20 protein-coding genes are annotated in these 20,966 nt (G+C 23.1%); 10 read left to right on the top strand and 10 right to left on the bottom strand.

The window, feature by feature from the left end; translation table 4 throughout:
* Positions 1-32 precede the first annotated feature (32 nt).
* The 6 genes from HLA92_RS02110 to HLA92_RS02085 all read left to right on the top strand — a co-directional run bounded on the left by HLA92_RS02110 (position 33) and on the right by HLA92_RS02085 (position 6,601).
* Positions 33-695, top strand: coding sequence for a LemA family protein (locus tag HLA92_RS02110; protein ID WP_171113075.1), 663 nt, complete (start codon positions 33-35; stop codon positions 693-695).
* Positions 696-803: 108 nt separating this feature from the next.
* Positions 804-2,765 carry a DNA topoisomerase (ATP-hydrolyzing) subunit B gene (gene gyrB, locus HLA92_RS02105; protein WP_171113074.1) on the top strand — a complete coding sequence of 654 codons (1,962 nt, stop codon included), beginning with the start codon at positions 804-806 and terminating at the stop codon, positions 2,763-2,765.
* Positions 2,766-2,817: 52 nt separating this feature from the next.
* Positions 2,818-3,561: a phosphotransferase gene (locus HLA92_RS02100; protein ID WP_171113072.1), complete on the top strand. Its 744-nt coding sequence runs from the start codon at positions 2,818-2,820 to the stop codon at positions 3,559-3,561.
* A gap of 4 nt (positions 3,562-3,565) precedes the next feature.
* Positions 3,566-5,005: a phosphotransferase family protein gene (locus HLA92_RS02095; RefSeq protein ID WP_171113069.1), complete on the top strand. Its 1,440-nt coding sequence runs from the start codon at positions 3,566-3,568 to the stop codon at positions 5,003-5,005.
* Between the two features lie 39 nt (positions 5,006-5,044).
* The gene (locus HLA92_RS02090; protein ID WP_171113067.1) at positions 5,045-5,941 is read left to right on the top strand and encodes a hypothetical protein; all 897 of its coding nucleotides are present in this window, start codon (positions 5,045-5,047) and stop codon (positions 5,939-5,941) included.
* 90 nt (positions 5,942-6,031) lie between these two features.
* Positions 6,032-6,601 (top strand): thymidine kinase, encoded by a 570-nt coding sequence (locus HLA92_RS02085; RefSeq protein ID WP_171113065.1) that lies wholly within the window; start codon positions 6,032-6,034, stop codon positions 6,599-6,601.
* Positions 6,602-6,683: 82 nt separating this feature from the next.
* On the opposite strand, the gene HLA92_RS02080 is transcribed toward HLA92_RS02085, so the two are convergent.
* From HLA92_RS02080 to def, 3 genes are all read right to left on the bottom strand, one after another.
* Positions 6,684-6,938 (bottom strand): DUF4177 domain-containing protein, encoded by a 255-nt coding sequence (locus HLA92_RS02080; protein WP_171113063.1) that lies wholly within the window; start codon positions 6,936-6,938, stop codon positions 6,684-6,686.
* A gap of 149 nt (positions 6,939-7,087) precedes the next feature.
* Positions 7,088-8,050: a hypothetical protein gene (locus HLA92_RS02075; RefSeq protein WP_171113061.1), complete on the bottom strand. Its 963-nt coding sequence runs from the start codon at positions 8,048-8,050 to the stop codon at positions 7,088-7,090.
* A gap of 88 nt (positions 8,051-8,138) precedes the next feature.
* Positions 8,139-8,690, bottom strand: coding sequence for a peptide deformylase (def, locus tag HLA92_RS02070; protein ID WP_171113060.1), 552 nt, complete (start codon positions 8,688-8,690; stop codon positions 8,139-8,141).
* 62 nt (positions 8,691-8,752) lie between these two features.
* Between def and rsmD the strand changes: the two genes are divergently transcribed.
* Entirely contained in the window at positions 8,753-9,292 is a 540-nt protein-coding gene (gene rsmD, locus HLA92_RS02065) for a 16S rRNA (guanine(966)-N(2))-methyltransferase RsmD (RefSeq protein WP_171113058.1), read from the top strand.
* Here the strand turns inward: rsmD and HLA92_RS02060 are convergent.
* Genes HLA92_RS02060 through HLA92_RS02050 form a run of 3 tightly spaced genes read right to left on the bottom strand, consistent with a single transcriptional unit; the run spans position 9,285 to position 11,582 of the window.
* Positions 9,285-9,950, bottom strand: coding sequence for a 5'-methylthioadenosine/S-adenosylhomocysteine nucleosidase family protein (locus HLA92_RS02060; protein WP_171113056.1), 666 nt, complete (start codon positions 9,948-9,950; stop codon positions 9,285-9,287). The two genes, rsmD and HLA92_RS02060, sit on opposite strands and share 8 nt — an antisense overlap.
* A complete protein-coding gene (locus HLA92_RS02055) occupies positions 9,950-11,254 on the bottom strand; it encodes a glucose-6-phosphate isomerase (RefSeq protein ID WP_171113054.1) in 1,305 nt (434 codons plus the stop codon). Before HLA92_RS02055 ends, HLA92_RS02060 begins: the two co-directional genes overlap by 1 nt.
* A complete protein-coding gene (locus HLA92_RS02050) occupies positions 11,244-11,582 on the bottom strand; it encodes a S1 domain-containing protein (RefSeq protein WP_171113052.1) in 339 nt (112 codons plus the stop codon). Before HLA92_RS02050 ends, HLA92_RS02055 begins: the two co-directional genes overlap by 11 nt.
* A gap of 214 nt (positions 11,583-11,796) precedes the next feature.
* Between HLA92_RS02050 and cypl the strand changes: the two genes are divergently transcribed.
* Genes cypl through secA form a run of 3 tightly spaced genes read left to right on the top strand, consistent with a single transcriptional unit; the run spans position 11,797 to position 17,398 of the window.
* A complete protein-coding gene (gene cypl / locus HLA92_RS02045; protein ID WP_171113050.1) occupies positions 11,797-12,981 on the top strand; it encodes an ABC transporter thiamine pyrophosphate-binding lipoprotein p37/Cypl in 1,185 nt (394 codons plus the stop codon).
* Positions 12,981-14,699, top strand: coding sequence for an ABC transporter permease subunit (locus HLA92_RS02040; protein ID WP_171113048.1), 1,719 nt, complete (start codon positions 12,981-12,983; stop codon positions 14,697-14,699). Before cypl ends, HLA92_RS02040 begins: the two co-directional genes overlap by 1 nt.
* A gap of 50 nt (positions 14,700-14,749) precedes the next feature.
* Positions 14,750-17,398 carry a preprotein translocase subunit SecA gene (secA, locus tag HLA92_RS02035; RefSeq protein WP_336508842.1) on the top strand — a complete coding sequence of 883 codons (2,649 nt, stop codon included), beginning with the start codon at positions 14,750-14,752 and terminating at the stop codon, positions 17,396-17,398.
* A 62-nt stretch (positions 17,399-17,460) separates the two neighbouring features.
* On the opposite strand, the gene HLA92_RS02030 is transcribed toward secA, so the two are convergent.
* Genes HLA92_RS02030 through HLA92_RS02015 form a run of 4 tightly spaced genes read right to left on the bottom strand, consistent with a single transcriptional unit; the run spans position 17,461 to position 20,964 of the window.
* Complete coding sequence (locus HLA92_RS02030; RefSeq protein ID WP_171113046.1) at positions 17,461-18,522, bottom strand: aromatic motif membrane protein; 1,062 nt, start codon at positions 18,520-18,522, stop codon at positions 17,461-17,463.
* Entirely contained in the window at positions 18,506-19,327 is an 822-nt protein-coding gene (locus tag HLA92_RS02025) for an aromatic motif membrane protein (RefSeq protein ID WP_171113044.1), read from the bottom strand. The genes HLA92_RS02030 and HLA92_RS02025 overlap by 17 nt, the downstream gene beginning before the upstream one ends.
* Complete coding sequence (locus HLA92_RS02020; protein ID WP_171113041.1) at positions 19,311-20,282, bottom strand: aromatic motif membrane protein; 972 nt, start codon at positions 20,280-20,282, stop codon at positions 19,311-19,313. The genes HLA92_RS02025 and HLA92_RS02020 overlap by 17 nt, the downstream gene beginning before the upstream one ends.
* Entirely contained in the window at positions 20,260-20,964 is a 705-nt protein-coding gene (locus HLA92_RS02015) for an ABC transporter ATP-binding protein (RefSeq protein WP_171113038.1), read from the bottom strand. Before HLA92_RS02015 ends, HLA92_RS02020 begins: the two co-directional genes overlap by 23 nt.
* Between the last annotated feature and the right edge of the window lie 2 nt (positions 20,965-20,966).

The following is a 20,966-nucleotide window of genomic DNA, read 5'->3' as shown; positions in this document are numbered from 1 at the left end:
ATAATATTATTGTATTAAATTAAGGAGTAATTATGTTATTTGATTCAAGAAACGAACAACAAACTGTGGCAATTAATGTAGATAATACCATTCAAGCGGCAAAAGCATCAAAATTACAAAAAATAATATACTATTTTGTTTTATTATTATGTACAATTCCTACATTAGGTTTTATTTGAATTTTACCTGTTAAATATAAAAATAATTTTAATAGCAAGCAAGTTGTAGTTCAACAAGCGTCTTCAACTATACAAGCAGCTCAAGCTAAACGTCGTGCTACATTATTAAAAATGATGGATTCAGTTAAAAGTTACAAAACTCATGAAAAAGAATTATTAGAACAAATCACAAAATATCGTTCACAAATTAAAGAAACAACTGATGATCATATTAATGGTTTACAAAAACAACAAACACTTTTAGACAATATTACCAATGGGCTTAAAATTACTTTTGAACAATATCCAGACTTAAAAGCAAGTGAATTATATTTACAATTTTCAACTGAAGTTGTGCTGCAAGAAGATGAAATTTATGCAGCTAGAAGAATTTATAATGCAAGAGTAAATGATTTCAATTCTTCACTTTATACTTTCCCTGCCATTGTTATTGCAAGTAATATGAAATTATATAATTTACCATTTTTTACAGCTTCAGAAACTGAAAGACAAGACGTTGATACATCTTCTTTATAAGATATTGAAAATTATCAAAGACACAAAAGTGTTTTTGATTTTTTTTAATAAATTTATTTATTAAAAAGAGAATGTTTTAGAGTAAAATTTATATATAAGTGAGGTTTTATGGAAACAAAAAACAACAACAATACAAATGAAGCTAAAAATCAATATACAGCAAATAATATTCAAGTTCTAGAAGGCTTAGAAGCAGTTAGAACAAGACCTGGGATGTATATAGGTAGTATCGGATTTAAAGGACTACACCATTTAATATGAGAAATTGTTGATAACTCAGTCGATGAAGCTATGGCAGGTTTTTGTGATGAAATTACAATTAATTTACATCCTAATAATATCATTGAAGTAAGTGATAATGGAAGAGGTATTCCAGTAGATAAACATCCTAAAACAGGAATAAGTACTGTTGAAACTGTTTTTACAGTTTTACATGCAGGTGGTAAATTCGATTCAGAAAGTTATAAAGTATCAGGTGGTCTACATGGAGTGGGTGCTAGTGTTGTAAATGCATTAAGTGATGATTTTCAAGTCTGAGTAAAAAAACACAAAAACGTTTATTATCAACATTTTTCAAACGGTGGTAAACCAACTGATTCTTTAAAAATTATTGATACTTTTGATAATGAAGAAACCGGAACTAGAGTTATGTTTCATCCTGATTTTACAATTATGGAAAAAAATAATTTTGATTTTGGACTTATAGCTGATAGAGCAAAACAAACCGCTTATTTAAATAAAGGATTACGAATAAATGTTAATGATTTAACTAAACAAGTATTTAAATCATTTTATTTTGAAGGTGGTATAGTGGATTATGTTTTAGAACTTTCAAAAGGTAAAAAAACTATTAATCCAGACATAATTTATGCAGAAGGATCATTTTTAGATTCTCGTATTCCAAATGCAAGTGATGTTCTTGTTGAAGTTGCAATGCAATACAATGAAACATATTCTTCAAATATAGTTTCATATGCAAACAATATATCAACAAATGAAGGTGGAACTCACGAACAAGGATTTAATGATGCTCTTGTAAGAATTTTTAATAAATGAGGTGAAGAAAATAAATTAATTAAACAAGACAAAGAAAGATTAACAAAAGATGATGTTAAAGATGGTCTTGTGGCAATTATTTCTATTAAACACACCAATCCTATTTTTGAAGGACAAACAAAAGGAAAATTAGAAAATAAAGACGCTCGTAGTGCTACTAACAAAGTTTTAAGTGAAACATTAGAAAGATACTTATCAGAAAATCCAGCAATTGCAAAATCTATCATTGAAAAATGTTTAAAAGCTCAACATGCAAGATTAGCAGCTAAAGCAGCATCAGAAGCATCAAGAAAAAGAGATGGTTTAGATTTTGGTAATTTACCTGGAAAACTAGCAGATTCATCATTAAAAAATGCTGAATTAACTGAATTATTTATTGTCGAAGGTAATTCAGCTGGTGGTAGTGCTAAAATGGGTCGTGATAGATCAATTCAAGCTATTTTACCCCTTCGTGGAAAAGTTATAAATTCAGAAAAAAATAGTATTCAATCAGTTTTAGAAAATAAAGAAATTGGTACTTTAATTCATGCTCTAGGAACTGGAATTCGTGATGAATTTAATATAAATAAATTAAGATATCATAAAATAATCATTATGACTGATGCTGATGTTGACGGTGCCCATATTACTACATTACTTTTAACTTTTTTCTACCGTTATATGCGTCCATTAATTGAATATGGTTTTGTTTATTTAGCTCAACCACCTTTATATAAAATAACATACGGTAAAACTGTAAAATATGCATACAAAGATGAACAAAAAGATGAAATTTTAGCTAATATTGATAAATCAAAAGTTAGTATTCAACGTTACAAAGGACTTGGAGAAATGGACCCTGAACAACTTTGAGAAACAACTATGAATCCCGAAAATAGAAAAATGTTACAAGTACAGATTCAAGATTTAGCAGCAGCGGACACCATTTTTACAACATTAATGGGTGAAGAAGTTGAACCACGTCGTGAGTTTGTTCAAGAAAATGCAAGATATGCATCAAATATTGATTTCTAGAATTGACAAAATTATTTGTCAATTTTGTTATGTATTATAATGAAAGGAAAATATGGAAAAATACCAACAGCAGGGATTTACTAACGAAGTCTTTTTGGATTCACAAAACAATCATTTCATTAAAAAAAAAATTTATGAAGGATTCAATCACGCAGTTAATTATAAAGATCTAAATGTTTTTGATTTTTATCCTGGTGCTATTGAAGATAATAAAGAATATTTAGTAACAAATTTTATAAATGGTAAAACACCTAAATTAGATGATGATTTTTTAAAAGCAGCAGGTAAGTTGTTAATAACATTACATAATTCAAAAATTAAATTACCTCCTAATAATTTAGCAAGACGATTTAAAGTTTATCGTAAAATAATTCACGATAAAGGATTAAAAATTCCTGTATTAGATAAATACTACAAAAAAATTAATTTATTTTTAAAAAACGTTGATACATCAGCACCTTGTCATAATGATGTAATTTTAGCTAATTTCATTCAGCAAGATCACACAAATAAAATTTATTTACTCGATTGAGAATATGCTACTATGGGTGATATTCATTTTGATTTAGCTTATTTTATAGAATCACAAAATCTAAATGAACAACAAATGCAAGTTTTTTTAGAAGGTTATGGAGATGATTTTAGTCCATATATTTTACATATTCATAGAATTTTGGTTAATTATTTAGTAGTTTTGTGAGTAAACAAACAAGACAAAAAACCTTTTGATGAAACTCATTGTTTAAATAAAATTGATCCATATTTTGAAAAGCTAAAATCTATGAAACGAGAATAATAAAATGAAAATCAATGAATTAGAATTAAATAAATTATTAGGGAAATTAAAATCAGTATTTGGTTCTATTATTAGTGCAAAAATATCAGATGTTTATTTTGTTTATGAATCTTTTCATAACAAAACTTATCAAGCAAAGTATAAAAATACTACAGTTCAAATTAGGATTCCTAAGCTAGAAAATATTAATTTAACTCACGAAGAAATCATTGCTAATTCATTTGATGATTTTTTATTCTACAAAGATGGTTATTTAATAAAGAAATGATTTTTTGGTAATAATTTAACAACTGTTAATATTGATAAGGTTATTACTAAAAACATTATCTCTGAAATTAAAGAATTACAAAAAATAGATATCTCACTAAATGAATTTAATTGATATTTAAATAAAATAGATGATTCTTTATTTGATGATATTGTTAAAAAATATAGTAATGATGAATTAGTTTTTAGTCATAATAATATTAAAAGATCTAATATTTTAGTAAATAAATACGGAAAAATAAAAATCATTGATTTTGCAAATTGTTCATTAAATTCTAAATATATGGATCCTGTTATGGCTTATATTAATTTAGGTATAGACAAAAATATCTTGATTAAAGAGTTTAATTTAGATCTAAAAAAATTTGATAATTATGTTTATATTATTAAAAAATACTTAAAAGCAAAATTTATACAATTCTATGAACATCAAAAAATTCCTATTCAACAGTTACAAAGATCTATGAACCCTTATCAAACTAAAAAGTATAATTATAGTTCATATTTTATCTTTCAAAAAAATAAATATAATTTTACAACACAACTAGAAATAAAACAACTAGATAATTTTTATTTTGTCCCACCTTATGTATATGAAGATGAAAAAGTAATCATTTGAAAATGAATGGAAAGAAATGAAATATTAACATTGGATAATGTAAAAATTAGAGCTTTGGCAAGAGCTATGAAAATTTTACATACTTCTAAAGTGGAATTTCCTAAATATGATATTAAAAAATGATTAAAAAACTTAATTCATTTAGTTGGTACTAAAAATATTCATCAAGATTTTAATGATAAAATGTTATATAAAATTTATAAATGAATGTTTAGATTAAAAGCAACTTGTAATTGTCATAATAATTTATCAATAAATACAATCTTTTTTACTAAAAAGCAAAATATTTTTTTAATGGGTTGAGATAAAGCAACAAAAAACGATCCTTTTATTGATATTGCTATTTTGTTTGAAAATATGCAATGAAATAATCAACAAGAAAACTTATTTTGAAAAACTTATCAAATAAGTAGACCAGATAACTTTATTAAATACAGAATTATCGTTAATTTTGTTGCGTATTTAATTAATAAAAGTAAGCTAGATGATGAGTTTTTGTCAAATATTAATAAAAAGAGAATTTATGACTTATTTTATATTCTAGAACCAAAAATTTAAATTAAATTTTTCTATTCATAAATATATTATAATAATTTTATGAAAAAAAATTTAACTCCTAATAAGCATAAAAATTCTCGTTTTTTTAAGTTTTCTTATTTAATGTTAACTGGGTTATTAAGCTGTTTTATTGCAATTATTATAGTGCCTATTGTTTTAACTAATATCAAAAAAGAACAATATACTAAAAACACTATAAAAGAAGGAACAATTGATGCCCAAAATTTAAATGATTTAAAAATTGAACTACCTAAAGAAATTAATAATGAAATAGAATTTAAATCACAACCTGTGGATTTAATCAATACTTCCCAAGTTTATAAATTAAAATCTAACATTGCAAATGATTTTGAAAACATTTTTAAATATACATTAATACCTTATTTTAAAGGGACAAATATTGAAAAAGAATTTAAAAATGTGTTATTTAATGAACCTAAAAATAAAGAAGAATTCCAAAACAAAATTGAAAAAATAAAATCAGTTAATAACATTGAAATTAATAAAGAAGTTGATAGTATAATTTCTTCATTACAAAAAACAAGTAATGATGATAATTCAAAACACATTCAAAATCCGATTAATGGAGTTTATACACATACAAATATTAAAAAGCATCAAGAATTTGAAATTGATATTACTAATTTTATTTTAAATTATAAAGATGATAAATTATTTCTTTTAGACAAGTTTTTAGAATTAGTGGATCATTTTAGCTTTGATGCAATTTATGTAAATATTCAAAGTTTAGATTATTATAAATTTAATGATTTAATTTTAAAAAATTATTTTGATAAACTCAATAATGTCATTTCAAGCACTAAACTTAATAATTTAAAAATCAAACAATTTAAATTTTTAATTTCTATTGATATTGATAATAATGAAATACAACATCTACTTTTTGAACCTAAATTAATAGCACAAAAAGTATAAGATACAAATAATAAATAGTAAAATCTTTATAAATTAATTAGATACAAATTAAAGCAACTACTTAGTTGTTTTTATTTAAGCAGGAGAAATATGTATAATAAATTTTCAAATGGAATGATAGAAGTTATAACAGGACCAATGTTTAGTGGTAAAAGTGAAGAATTATTAAGAAGAATCAGGATTTTAGAATATGCAAAATATAAAATTCTTGTCATTAAACCAGCATTTGATACAAGATTTAGTAGTTCTAAAATTGTATCCAGAGCAGGAACCGAGCATCACACGATTGTTTTAAAAGATATTAATGAAATATATAGTTTAATTGATGATAAAATTAATGCTATTGCAATCGATGAAGCAAATTTTTTTAGTAATGATATAGTTAATATAGTTGATGATTTAGCTAACAAAGGATATTTAATAATAGTTAGTGGTTTAGATCAAGATTATTTAAGACAACCTTTTGAAAATATAGCTCAAATTTTATCACTTGCAGAAAGAGTAACTAAATTAAATGCAATTTGTGTTGTTTGTCATAATTTAGCAAGTTGTTCTTACAGAAAAACCCAAGATAATAGCGTTTTATTATTAGACAATACTTCTAACTATGAAGCTCGTTGTAGAAAATGTCATATTAAAGGAATGAAAGAACGAATATAAGATAAAAAAGAAATTGTGATGACAATCACATTTTTTTATATTTTGCATAAAAAAAAGCACATAAATATGTGCTTGTATAAAATTATGCAACTTTTTCAAAAACTAAAGTAGCTTGCATTCTATCTCCACCGAATAACCCTAAACTATGAGATGTTGCAACACTCATTGTATGTAATTTATAACCTTTTTCAGCTTGTTTATTAATAACAAATTCTAATTTTTTAAGATTTTTGCTTCCAGTTCCAAAGAATTTTTCTTTTAATGTTACTTGTGTAACAACATATTTTAAATCACTTTCATTTGTAAGATGTGAAAAAGTAGATGGATCTTTAAACATATATATCTTCTCCTTATTTTTTTAATTTTTATTATTATACTTTCAAAGTAAAAAAAACGTTAAAAATAGCTTGTATTGAGTATTTTTGAGCTGTATAGAGACTTAAATTTGAAAATTTTAAAAAATATCAAGCCATTTAAGACTTGATACTAATTATTATTTTTTGTATTAATATTTTCTTTATTTGTTAATTCTGTTATAAAAAAGTTTGCATATTCATCAACCAATTTAACGGTATCTTGATCTTGATTATTGTATTTTTGTTTTAAATCATCGGTAATAAAAGATTGTACTAAAAAGTTTTTTATTGACTGTTTTCCAACTTCATTTAGATTATTTAACACTAAATTATAATTTTTTATATTTTGTTTAATAGTATCTTTTATATCATTGTCTAATTGAAGTGTTTTTTCATCAAGTTTATTATCTCCAATTTGTTTGGCAAATATTGGTACAAGTGCATTACTTACAAATTCATTATTTAAAATATTTTCAAATTTTTCTTTATTTTCTTCAGTTAATGGAGGTATATTCTCTATATCTTTATCAGAAATATCAGCAAAATATTTTGGTATGTTATCTGATTTTATTAAAGTTAATATGTCATTAAGTAACTTTATTTTTCCTGCATATGTTTCACCTTGATTATTAGATAAAACTTTAATTGATGGCTTTAAAAATTTGGTAGTGAAATTATCCTCTTTATTTACTAAAATCGATGAAGCATTTGATGCAAATACTGCAAACGGAAAAATTGCAACTAAACTTATTAAAGATCCTCCTAATCTGAATAATAAAGATTTTTTTAATGTTTGAGTTTGTTTTTGTTTTTGAAATACTTTTCTTAAAAATATTAATCAAATAAAGAAATATATTATTCCTATTAAAACTTCAAGTGAAACAAAAATTATAAATGCATATAAAGTATATAAAAGTGCTTTTAAATCTTCGCCTTTTATTCCACTATCATTATAATATTCTTTAAAAATTTCTTCTAAATGTTTAAAGACTGCATTAAATGAGAATATAGAAACTATTATGGAAATAATTGCAGTTACAAATGTAACAGAAGAAGCGGTAATTTTTTTTAAAAAACCTATTAGTAAACCCATAAATAATAAGATTAAAAAAATAGTAATAGGAAGAAAAGTGAAATTTTGTCCTTTAGAAATATTTAAAAAAGATTCTAAAAATGTCATTTTAACCTACTAACTTTAAATCCTTTGGTAAATGTCAAGGATCTTTTTGATCAATGTGATCTAAAAATAATTTTCCTTGAAGGTGATCATATTCATGTTGCATAACAATTGCTAAATAACCAGATGCATCATAACGTTTCATTTTTCTTTCATTATAAGAATAAGCGTCAATAATTACACGATTATATCTTTTTATATATCCTTCCTGATTTGGTCATGAATCCGAAACACTTAAACACCCTTCACCTGTTGAAAGAGATTGTAAAGCTTCAGAATGTCCTTTCATTACTGGATTTATTAATGCATCTTTAAATATTATTTTTCCATTTTCATCTTGTAAAAAAATATAGAATATGTTTTTTAAAATTCCATATTGAACAGCAGCTACTCCAACTCCTGGTCTAAATTGTGTACCTTCTTTTTGTGAATCATCAATATGATAAATCATTTTTTCAATTAATAATTCATCTTCTTTACTCAATGGAATAGCAACATTTTTTGATTTTTGTCTTAATACCTTTGCAGGTAACTCAATTAATTTAACTTTAAACATAATTTAATTATATCAAATACTAAAAAACAATCAAATCGATAATATTTTTTTATAATTAGACTATGTTAAGAATTATAAGTGGAAGATATAAAAATTTAAAAATTCACCAACCAGATAAAAAAATTACTAGAGCAAGTAGTGAAAAACTAAGAGAAGCAGTTTTTTCAAGTATTCAATTTGATTTAGAAAATAAAACTTTTTTAGATTGTTTTGGTGGTAGTGGTGTTTTTGCTTTTGAAGCTATTAGTAGAGGTGCTTCAGCAGCATTAATACTTGAAAAAAATTCACAAGCTTTTAATGTTATTAAACAAAATAAACAAAATTTTCAAAACGAAAATATTACAATTTTAAACACAGATACAATTAAATTTCTTGAAAAAGTATCTTCACAAACTTGAGATTTTATTTTTATTGATCCTCCATATATTAAAAAGAATTATTATGATGATTGTATTAAAAATTTATTAAAAAATAATTTTGTGAATGAAAATACTACAATTATTTTAGAATCTAATTTTGAAATAAATTATTTAGAACAATTAACATTAATAAAACAAAAGAAATACGGAATTTCTTTTGTCAGTTATTGAAAAATTAACTAAAAATTTTTATTAATATATCTAAAATGTGTTTTGCACATTTTTTTATATTTTCTTGATATGATTTTGCATTGTTTTCTTTAAATATATGATCAGAAACTACTTTAATTATGCTTATGTCTTTATTCAATAAATAACAAGTTTGCAATAATGCAGTGGATTCCATATCAACTAATGAAAATGTTTTTAAATCATAGTTAGTTATAATAGATTTAGAAATAAAACTATCACCACTAAGTGAGTTTTTAAACTCTAAATTTAATTTTGATTTTAAAAAATTATTTAAATTTGGACTTGTTAAGTAATGTTGAGGCATACTAGGTAATTGACCTATTTTATAGTTAGGAAGTGACGTTAAATCAACATCTCAATATTGAGAATAATTTATTAAAAAAGCATTTGCAATTTCAATCTTATTATCAAGTGAACCAGCTGTTCCAATATTAATGATGTTTAAAATATTTGGGTATTTATTTATACTCATATTTAAAGCTAATGTCGCATTTGATTTTCCTACACCGCTAATTGTTAAAATAAATTTTTGATGATTAAAAATACATTCATAAATTTGAATATTTTGTAATTTGTAAATTAATTTTTTTGAAATAATATCAAAAAATAATTGTATTTCTTGTAATTCTGCAATTATTATTAATGTCATTATATTTTTTCTAAAATGTCCTTTAAAAATCTATTATAAATTTCGTAGCTTTTACCTTCAAAAGGATTAACACCTAATAAATAAGCACTCATTAAACTTGAATTTTGTAAAAATACAATTAACTGTCCAATTGTATCTTCTGAATTGTCTTCTAAAGTTATTTGAATATTTTGATAATGTCCAATTTTTTCAAACAAATCATTATATGCATTTTTTGAATATAAAATCAGTTGATTAGGAGTAGTTGAAGGCATTTCAAAATAAGGTTTATTTCTTTCATAATTTCCAATATGTTTTTCATCAAATAATCTTTGTGTAGAAAGAACTGTTAAAAATAGTGAATTTTTATATCCTTGTTGAAAAAATTGTGATTTTGTTGATATTTCTTTGCTAAAATTAGCAGAATCTAAATAAAGAGATTTATTTTCTTTTGAATTAGTTTGAGCAAATAAATATTGTCAATACCTAGAAAAAGTAGCTAAATCATTATCAAAATTAACAAAAATTTCGTGATCTAAACCTTTATTTTTAAGATATAATCTTGCAAAAGCATATTGATATGCAATGTTTTGACTTAAATCATTAGAACTAAAATCTTCTTTTGCTTTTGATGCTCCATTTAAGATTCTGGAAATATCAATTCCAGCACAAGCCATAGGTAATAAACCTACACTAGTAAAAATACTATAAACTTCAGGAATTTTATCTAGAAAAGTAAATGTTTGATACTGTTTATACTGATTAATTTTATTTAAATGGCCAGTGTTTGAGTTAGTTGTTAAACAAATATATTGTGATGAATTTTTAAGTCCTAATTTTCTTTCCATAATTTCAGCAAAAAACTCAAAATTAGCCAAGACATCAATATCATTACCACTTTTTGAAATTACATGAATTGCAAATGGTTTATCATCTAAATATTTTTCTAGGTTTTTTAACTCTTTACTACTTAATATATGATCTAAATAAATTATTTCGATATTATGTTGATTTTGATCACTATTTTGATGATTTATAAAAGAATTATTACCTATATAATCAATAATTGCTCTCGAATGTAGACTCAATGAATATGGGCTAATAACTAATAATACCTTTATTTCTGTTTTTCATTTGAAGGAAAGATCAATAATTTTTTTTAATTCTAGATTTTTGTTTGGAAGATCTAAAAAATCTAAAAATTCATGTCCATCTACACTTCTTGCTGCAATATTGTTACTAAATCCTTGAATTAATTTTTTATATTTATCAGAAAAAATTGCATTTATTTCATTGGTTAATTTTAAAGAAATTTTAGTAGTCATTTTTTATCTTTCTTTTGGTAAATATTAAAAGTTTTTCAAAACTACTAGTTTTATCCAAATCAAATGCAAATGGATTTCTTAAAAATCTCGGATGAATATTTTTAAAAGAAACAATATAAGTATCTTTTTCTTGATTATATTCTTTAACATAAACATTAATTTCTTCATTAATATGAAAAATATCTTCTAAATCACCAATATAATAATCGCTAATATCTTTGAGATTTAGTCGAAATGTTTGATTTTTATTATTTTCTAACAATATAAAACTTTTATATATTTTAATTACTGTTGCTTGGATAACTTTGTTTATTAAATCACTATTCATAATTAACATTATATATTAGTTTTGTTATAGAATCAATTTATAATTATATATAAAATTCAAATGCAATAATTTTAGATATATAATATAATTTATTTAATTAAACTTAAATTTATATAAATATAAATTATCTAAAATAATAAAAATTGAATAATAAATAATTATCTAAATTAATTAAATTAATATAAATAAATTTATCACAATAAAAGGGGAAACAATGTTTAAAAAATATTTAAAAAAAATAATTTTTGTAATTACTAGTGTTTTTTGTGTTTCTAGCCCTTTTATTGTTTTATCTTGTGCAAACCAAGAAAATGTGAGAATAAGTAGTTTAACACCATGAGCCAAAGATTTTAAAATTCAAGATATTAATTTTTTTAAATCAATTGAATCTAAGTATAACGAACTAAAAAATCAAGATAAAGACACAAAAAATACTGAAAATATTACAATAAATCCTGATTTATTAAGTAATGACAGAGCGTTAGTTGAAACAATAATTACTAATAAAAGTCAAGTTGCTATTGTAAGTAGTGTCTTTTTAAATAATCAATTCAATGAAACACAAAAATATATTGATTTAGTTCAACCTATACTTCTTGCACAAACATTTGCACCTAAATATGATACAAATGCCGATTTTTATGATGAAAATAATAATGTAAAACTTGATGAAATAAGCAAAAAACAAAATGATGACTTTACTAAAAAACCATATAAAAATTGAAATGATGAAGAATATGGATTTAAATACGGAATTTATCAACATTTTTATGAACCATTTGGTACAAACATAAATTATCAAAGAGGAGCTATTTTTATTGCAGGTGATGATGAAACATTAAAAAAAATAAAAAAAGCTTGAAATGATCGTGATTGAAAAACCTTTAGAAGTTTTGGAATTGTCAAAGATCAAAACACAAGTTCATCAACTAGATTTATATATCCTGAGTTTTTATTTAAGAAACATTTTAATAAGGATAATAATCAATTTACTGGTTTTAATAATGATGAAAATGAAAATCCAAGTAATTATATAAATTATCCAATTCATAACTCAGCAACACATATGGGTCAAAGTATTTTTAAAGATTTTCATATTTTTTTAGGTGAACAAAATGAATATGCATTTCACCATAATGATGCTGATAAAAACTACTTTACAAGACTAAATAATGAAAAAATTGAATTATTAACTGTAACAGACCCATTTTTATTTTTTGTTGTTATTGTTTCAAAACAATTTAATCAAAAACAAATCAAATTTTTACAACAAGCAATTTTAGAAACTTCAAAAGAAAATAAAGATGATTTTAGTTATAGAATTGGTATAAGTGGTTATACTCAAGAAAACGTAAATAGACAATATATTAAAGAATTTTATGATAAGGCTAAAAAATAATGACAACAGAAATTAAACGCAATTTTTTTACTTATTCTCTTTACAAAAATAATAAATTAATAAAAACTAAGTTGAAAATACAAACTAAAATTTTAATTATTATATTTTTAGTTGCACTAGCAGCATTATCGATTTGAAGAACGAATTTTGCAGCTAGTACTGGAGGATTTAATTTATTTTTAGAAAGTATAAAAAATATTTTTAAACCATTCCAAACTTCAACTTATTTACAAGAAAAAAATCTTTGATTATTAAGTTTAAAATTTTTGTGATTAAGTTTTAAAGTAACATTTTTAGGTACTATTTTAGGTACTATTTTAGCTTTATTTACTGCTGTAATCGGAAATCTAAAAACAAATAATAAATATCAAGCGTATGTAATTAGATTTATTATTTTATTTTTTAGAAGTTTTCCTGAATTGATTTACTTATATTTTTTTACAACTTCATTAAGTGGTGAAATTTCATCAGTTTTATTAATTAGTTGATTTAGTTGAATTTGATTACATAAATTTATATCAGAAGCAATTGAAAATATTCCAACCAATATTTATGGTCGATTAACTAAATTAGGTTATTCTAAAACACATATTTTATTTAGATATATTTATCCATCTATTAAAAATAAAATTATAATTTTTAGTTTATATTCTTTTGAATCTAATTTAAGATGAACTTCTGTATTTAGTACATTAGGTGTAGTTGGTATTGGACAACTTTTAAATTATGCAAATGAAAGTATTTATAAAATGCATGAATTATTAATTCCTTTGCTTGTGTTTGTTGTTTTTATTAGTTTATTGGAATGATTTAGCTATTTTACTAATAATTATTTATTAATAGCTAAATCAACTAAAATTACAAATGAAACATTTAAAAAAGTTGATAATGTTAAAAAAATGAAAACATTTTTTAGTATTTTTGTGTTTATTTTAGTAGTTATTTTAACCATAGTGATGTTATTTAGTATTCGTAATATTCATTTTTATCCTACTGCATTTACAAGCATTTTTAATGATTTATTAAGTCCTAATTGAAATATAGTGACCCAAAATGATAATTTAGTATTAATTATTTTAGATTTATTTTTAGAAATATATATCACTATTTTATTAGCAATTGTTTTTACATATATTAATTTAAGATTTACTAATCAAAAAATAAATAATTTATTTTTGATGCATATTTTTAGATTTATAAGTACTTTTATTAGAATTATTCCTACAATTGTTATTTTCTTTACAATCGGTATTATTTTCAAACGACCAGCTGCTGCTTTTGTATTTTCTTTTGCAATTCATTCATCTACTGTTATTGCAAAACAACTAAATGAATCAATTTCAAAAATAGATAATAAACATATTAATAATCTAAAAAGACAGCAATGATCAAATGGTCGTATTTTTAGATCATTTATTTTACCTTATACAAAAAATAGTTCATCAACCTTTTTAATTTTAGAAATTGAAAAAAATATTCGTAATTTTATTAATTATGGATTATTTGGTGCAAGTAATTTTGGTTTAGCAATGGTTTATAGTCAAAGAACATCATATAAAGATATAACTCCATATGTTTGAATTTCTGTCTTTTTAATCATAATAACTAATGTTTATTTTAACTATTTAAAAAATAAGAAAAATAATTTACAAAATACTCAAAATATTAATTTTTATAAATTTATGAACTTTAAAAAAATCTTTAATTTTCAACATTAATTTGCAATTCTTAATGTTTAAAATTAATTTTATATAGTAAAATTATATACATGAACAAACTTGAAAAAAAGCAAAGTAACAATACAGTTTTTAATTCTAACAATCATTATGATGAAAATGGGAAATGAATAATTCCAAAAAAAGAAAATAAGCAAGATAAATGATATAAAATGAATTTTAAAAGTGCAGAAATGCGTATTGCTTATAATACTTTATATGAAATCAATATTTTAGAAGATTATGTATCAAAACTAACAGATAGTCAATTAAAAGCTAAAACTATTGAATTTAAACAAAGGCTGACAAAAGGTGAAACTACTGAAGATATTCGGGTAGAAGCTTTTGCAGTTAGTAGAGAAGCTACAAAACGTGTACTAGGGAAAAGACCTTTTGATGTACAAATGTTAGGTGGTGTAATTTTAGATTTAGGTTCAGTAGCAGAAATGAAAACTGGAGAAGGAAAAACTATAACTTCGATCGCACCAGTGTATTTAAATGCTTTAACTGGTGAAAATGTTATTGTTTCTACTGTTAACGAATATTTAGCTGAACGTGATGCAAAAGAAATGGGTGAAGTTTTTAACTGATTAGGTTTAAGTGTTGGTATTAATAAAGCACAAATGTCTACTGAACTAAAACGTCAAGCATATAATTGTGATATTACTTACTCAATTCATTCAGAACTAGGATTTGATTATTTAAGAGATAATATGGTTTTAGCCAAAGAAGAAAAAGTCCAAAGAGGATTAAATTATATTCTTTTAGATGAGGTTGATAGTATTTTAATTGATGAAGCTAAGACACCTTTAATTATAAGTGGTGGAGATAATGAAGAAAGTCCACTATATACTGTAGCTGATTTATTTGTGCGGATATTATCAGAAGAAGATTATTACATTGATGAGGAAACTAAAAGTGTTTATTTAACTGATGAAGGTATTTCCAAAGCAAATACTTATTTTAATTTCAGTAATTTATATAATATTGAAAATTCAGAACTAGTTCATAGAATTCAAAACGCTTTAAGAGCACATAAAATTATGAAACTAGATGTTGAATACATCGTAAGAGATGACAAAATAGAATTAGTTGATTCCTTTACTGGTCGTATTATGGAAGGTCGTGCTTATTCTGAAGGTCTTCAACAAGCAATTCAAGCTAAAGAAAGAATTGAAATAGAATCTGAAAATAAAACTCAAGCAACCATTACATATCAAAACTTTTTTAGATTATTTAAAAAACTTTCAGGTATGACAGGAACAGCAAAAACTGAAGAAAAAGAATTCATTGATATTTATAACATGAGAGTAAATGTTATACCTACAAATAGACCAATGGTGAGATATGATGATGAAGATGTAATTTTTGTTGATATGCACTCAAAATATTTAGCAATTGTTGAAGAGGTTAAAAAAGTTTATGAACGTAAGCAACCTATTTTAATTGGTACTGCACAAGTAGAAGATTCAGAAATATTACATGAATATTTAGTTAAAGCAAACATACCTCATACTGTTTTAAATGCAAAACAAAACGCAGAAGAAGCTAATATTATTTCTGCAGCTGGACAACTAGGCGCTGTTACTATTGCAACTAATATGGCTGGTCGTGGAACAGATATTAAACCTTCACCAGAAGCAAAAGCAGCTGGTGGATTATATGTTCTGGGAACAGATAAAGCAGAAAGTAGAAGAATTGATAATCAATTAAAAGGTCGTTCAGGTCGTCAAGGTGATGTTGGTTATACAAAATTCTTTTTAAGTTTAGATGATCAATTAATTTTACGTTTTGGTCTTCAAGATAAATGAAAAGAAATGTTTAAAGAATACAAAGACCAACCAATCGAAGGTCAAGCCATTAAAAAAGCTTTTTTAAGAGCCCAAAAGAAAATTGAAGGTTTTAACTACGATAATCGTAAAAGTGTTTTAAATTATGATGATGTTATTAGACAGCAACGTGATTTAATTTATCAACAACGTGACTGAATTTTAGAACGTGAAGACATGGGTGAAATAATTAATAAAATGATAGTTTCATCAGCTAAACAAGTAGTTAATAATGATTATTTTGTTTTAAAAAACAATAGTTTTGATTATTTAAATTTTGCTGAATACTTAAATAGCAATTGAATGAGATATTGTGATTATAAATTTGACAAAGCTGAAATTTCTAAGTATGATAAAATAGATTTAGCTGAATTTGTTGCTGATAAATTTATTGAACAATATGAACAATTAAGAGAAAATTTCATTGATAAATATGGTATTTCTTCATTAGTCATTTCTGAAAGACAAATTATTTTAGGTGTATTTGATAATGCATGACAAAATCATATTAATGTTATGGATAAGTTAAGACAATCATCAAATTTAGTTCAATATTCACAAAAAAATCCTTACCAAATTTATACAGAAGAAGGTTCAAAACGTTTTAATGAATTAACAGATAGAATTGCTCTTGAATCAGTTGTTAATTTAATGAATAACCCAGAAGTTGCTAAATCAAATAATTACTCATCTTATTCAGATAATGTTGAAAGTCAATTAAAAGATGAATTAGAAATGGTCAATGCCTTATTACAACAACAATTTGAATCATTAGACAAAGAAAATATTAATCAACAAGACATCCATAAATATATTGATGGAATCAAAGAATATTTTAATATTGATTCTAAAGCATCAGAGGAAAAAGAATAATAATATACTGACACAACTTTATATTGTGTCAGTTTTTAATAAAAAACATAAAGTATTAAACTTTATGCTTCTTTATAAGTATTTTCATTGTTTACATATACAAGAGTAAATCTTTTAGGACTTCCTCCGTATTTATCATCGAAATGAATTTTAAAGGCTTTTTTAGAACTACCAATATTTTTTGAAAAAATTTGTGCACGAACATAATTTAATAAATCAAAATCTTTAATTAATGATTGATTTTCAAAAAAAGATGGATAAATTTCAGCAAAAGGAGAAATTTCCACTTCTATTGGATTTTGTACTGGATTGTCTTTTGTCTTTGATTGAACATTTTGACTATCTGTATCATTTGTTTCATCTTCATCTTCGTATTCTTCATCTTCTTCATCAATTGGATTATCTAGTTCTTGAGTTAATTGAATATTTAAAATCAAACCTTGTTTAGTAAGTAAATATACTATGTAATTTAAACTATCATCATTTTTATCTTCATAAATTGAATATTTTTCAATTTGATTGGTATTTAAAGTTATAAAAGGTGAGTTTTCTAAACTATTTTTTTGAGTATCTTGTGTTAATAAATCAATAGAACCACTAAATTGGTCGATATCTTCATTGTAAGAAAAAACAAACTTATCAATATTAAATAAAAATCATAATCAATTTTGTTTGTATAGTTCTTCAAGTTTATTTTTAAATTCACTCACAGCAACGACTTTTTTGGAATTTTTATTATTGCCAAAAAGACCTCCACCAAAAATTCCACCTTTAGATATTGATTCTGGACGATACATAATAACAATGTTATTAATATAAAATAAATAATTTTTAATTAATTCTAAATAATCATCTGGTATATTTTTTTGTTTTTGAATATATTCCTTTTTATCCGCTTCATTTTTAAAAACTAAATTTAATAAAGCATTAACATGTTCATAATTTAAAAAAATGTTTCAATTTTGTTCTTTTTGAGTATTATTATCAGTAATAAATATTGTTTTTAATTGATTTTCATCTTTTGTATTATTTTGAGAATTTGTACATGATATAGCTAAAATAGGTAATAAAGAAGTTGATAATAATGATGAAAACATTAGTATTTTTTTATATATCTTGTTCATTGTTTTCCTTTCATAATAATACTCCTAAAGATCCAAAACCATAATCACTAACAACATCATTTTCAAATGAATCAAAACCTATTTGTTGTTTGTGAATTAAAGCATTATGAACTGAATCAGATATTAATTTGATTGATATATTTTTTGTTCTTGATTTAAAAAAGTAAATTATATTTTTAAAAATTACTTTATTATCTCCTTCTCGTGAAATATAAATTCTTATTAAAAAATTATCTTTTCTTAGATAAAAAACATCATCACTAGATTCCCGAGATTCATCTCCTTCTTGTAATTGATTTCAATTATTATTATCAAATTTTAAGTTCTCTGGGTTATCTGCATCAGCAATTTTTTCTAAAAATTGTTGTGAATATTTTGCATTTTCAAATTCAGGAAATATTCATCAATTAGTAAATGTTCATTGTAATTTATCAATGTTTTTAATTATAAATAATCAATTTTGAGTATAAAAATCATTTAATTTATCAGTATTTTGTGTTTCATTAAATTCAATTGATAATTCTTTGAGTTTATTTGTTAATTGTTCTTTTTGTTTTTGAGTCTCTAAAAATTGAGTTTTTTTAACTTCATTGTTTTTAAAAACTATATTAATTAATTTATTAATTATAGAATTTGTGTTTATCTCTTGATTACTTTGTAGTGCTGGAATAAAATCAAATTCTTTAGGAATATTGTTTTGCAAATTATTATTATTTTCTGTAGTACTACAAGCTATTAATGAAAAACCTGCTGGGATAGTAGTTGCTATTGTTAATGCTAAAAATCATTTATTTTTTATTTTCATCAATATCCCTCATTGTAAATCTAAATATTTTTATTTTTTCTTCATTGATTTTGTTTATAGCTTCTACTAAATTTTTATTATATTGCTCTACTGTTTGAAATTCCAAATAGTTTTTATCATTTCTTTTTGTTAAAAACTCCCCTTCATCTTGATCTGAATAATATTTACTATAATTTTCATAATCTTGATTAAATTGACTTTGATGTTGTTTAAAAATTTCCTCTTCTAATTCAGTTAATTGTTTTGATATGTTTTTTTTATCTTTAAAAATTAATAAATCAGGAGTTATTTTTAATTTAGGAACATTATTATCTAAATATTTTCATATTTTAATTGCTTTATTTTCATCAAAAATTAAGTATCAAGATTCTTTGTCTTTGTATACATTATATTTTTTTAGTTTATCTATTTCATTATATTTAATAGTTATTAATTGTTTAGGCTCTAGATTTTGAATTTTTAGAGAAATTGAATTTAGAAAATCTTGTGTTTCTTGGAATAATTCTTTTTCATTATCTAAAGGTTTATATCTATCTCCATAAGGACTAAAAATATAATTAAAGCTTGTTATATTAAGTAATGTTCAATATCAGTCATTTTGTAAAGTATTATCAATAACTTTTAAAGAGATATTTCTTAAATCTTCAAAATCACTACCACCAAAACCTCCATTGAAAATGAAAATAGGATCATAAACAAATGAGTATTTTAATTCTGTATTTTTTGAAGATGATTTATTTGTTTGTTGAGAGACATATATTTTCTTTTGGTTAGTATCTTTATTTACAAAAAAATCAAGAAGTTTATTAATATGAATATTTTCAGCAAAATTATTTTGCGGTTTTTTTGGAAATGATAATAAATTACTACTTTGATTTTGAGATGCACAACTCATTACACTTAAAGGCAATAATGGTAATAGTAAAGAAGAACTAATTAGCAATAACTTTTTCATAAAATAATTTTTCTAATGATTCTTGTTTTGTTCCTGAATATAAAATTTCACCATTATGAATAAGTGTCACAGAATTTACATATTTATCAATTTCTGCTAAAACATGAGAACTAATAAAAATAGTTACTTTTTCTTTTTCATTTATTTCTTTTAAAAGAGAAAATAGTTCAAATCTTGCGCTTGGATCTAAATTAGCTGCTGGTTCATCTAAAATTAAAAGTTTTGGATTATGTAATAAAGCTTGAATTAATAATACTTTTTTCTTTTGACCAGTTGAAAAAGTATATGGTTTTTCGTTTTTTAAATGTTCAATATTAAATAATTTTAAATATTTATTAATTTTATTTTTAGCTTCTTGTTTTTGAACATTAGATAAAATTAATAAATTATATAAATAATCAAAAATACTTAATTCTTTAGGAAAAATAGCAACTTCAGACACATAACCAATTATTGCTTTTGCTTCAGCTTTTTTTATGTTTAAATTATTTATCAAAACATTTCCTTGATAATTTGTATATGCTCCAATAATTGTTTTAATAGTAGTAGTTTTACCTGCACCATTTTCCCCAATAAATGCATGAAAATCACCACTAGATACTGAAAAATTAATGTTTTTTATTCCTCTTTTACTTTTAGTAAATACTTTTGTTAAATCAATTACCTCTAAAATATTTTCCATAA

Source organism: Mycoplasma miroungirhinis (assembly GCF_013008815.1).
Taxonomy (GTDB): Bacteria; Bacillota_I; Bacilli_A; order Mycoplasmatales; family Metamycoplasmataceae; genus Metamycoplasma; species Metamycoplasma miroungirhinis.
The sequence above is the reverse complement of the archived record's forward strand: the minus strand, read 5'-3'. Positions and strand labels throughout refer to the sequence as shown.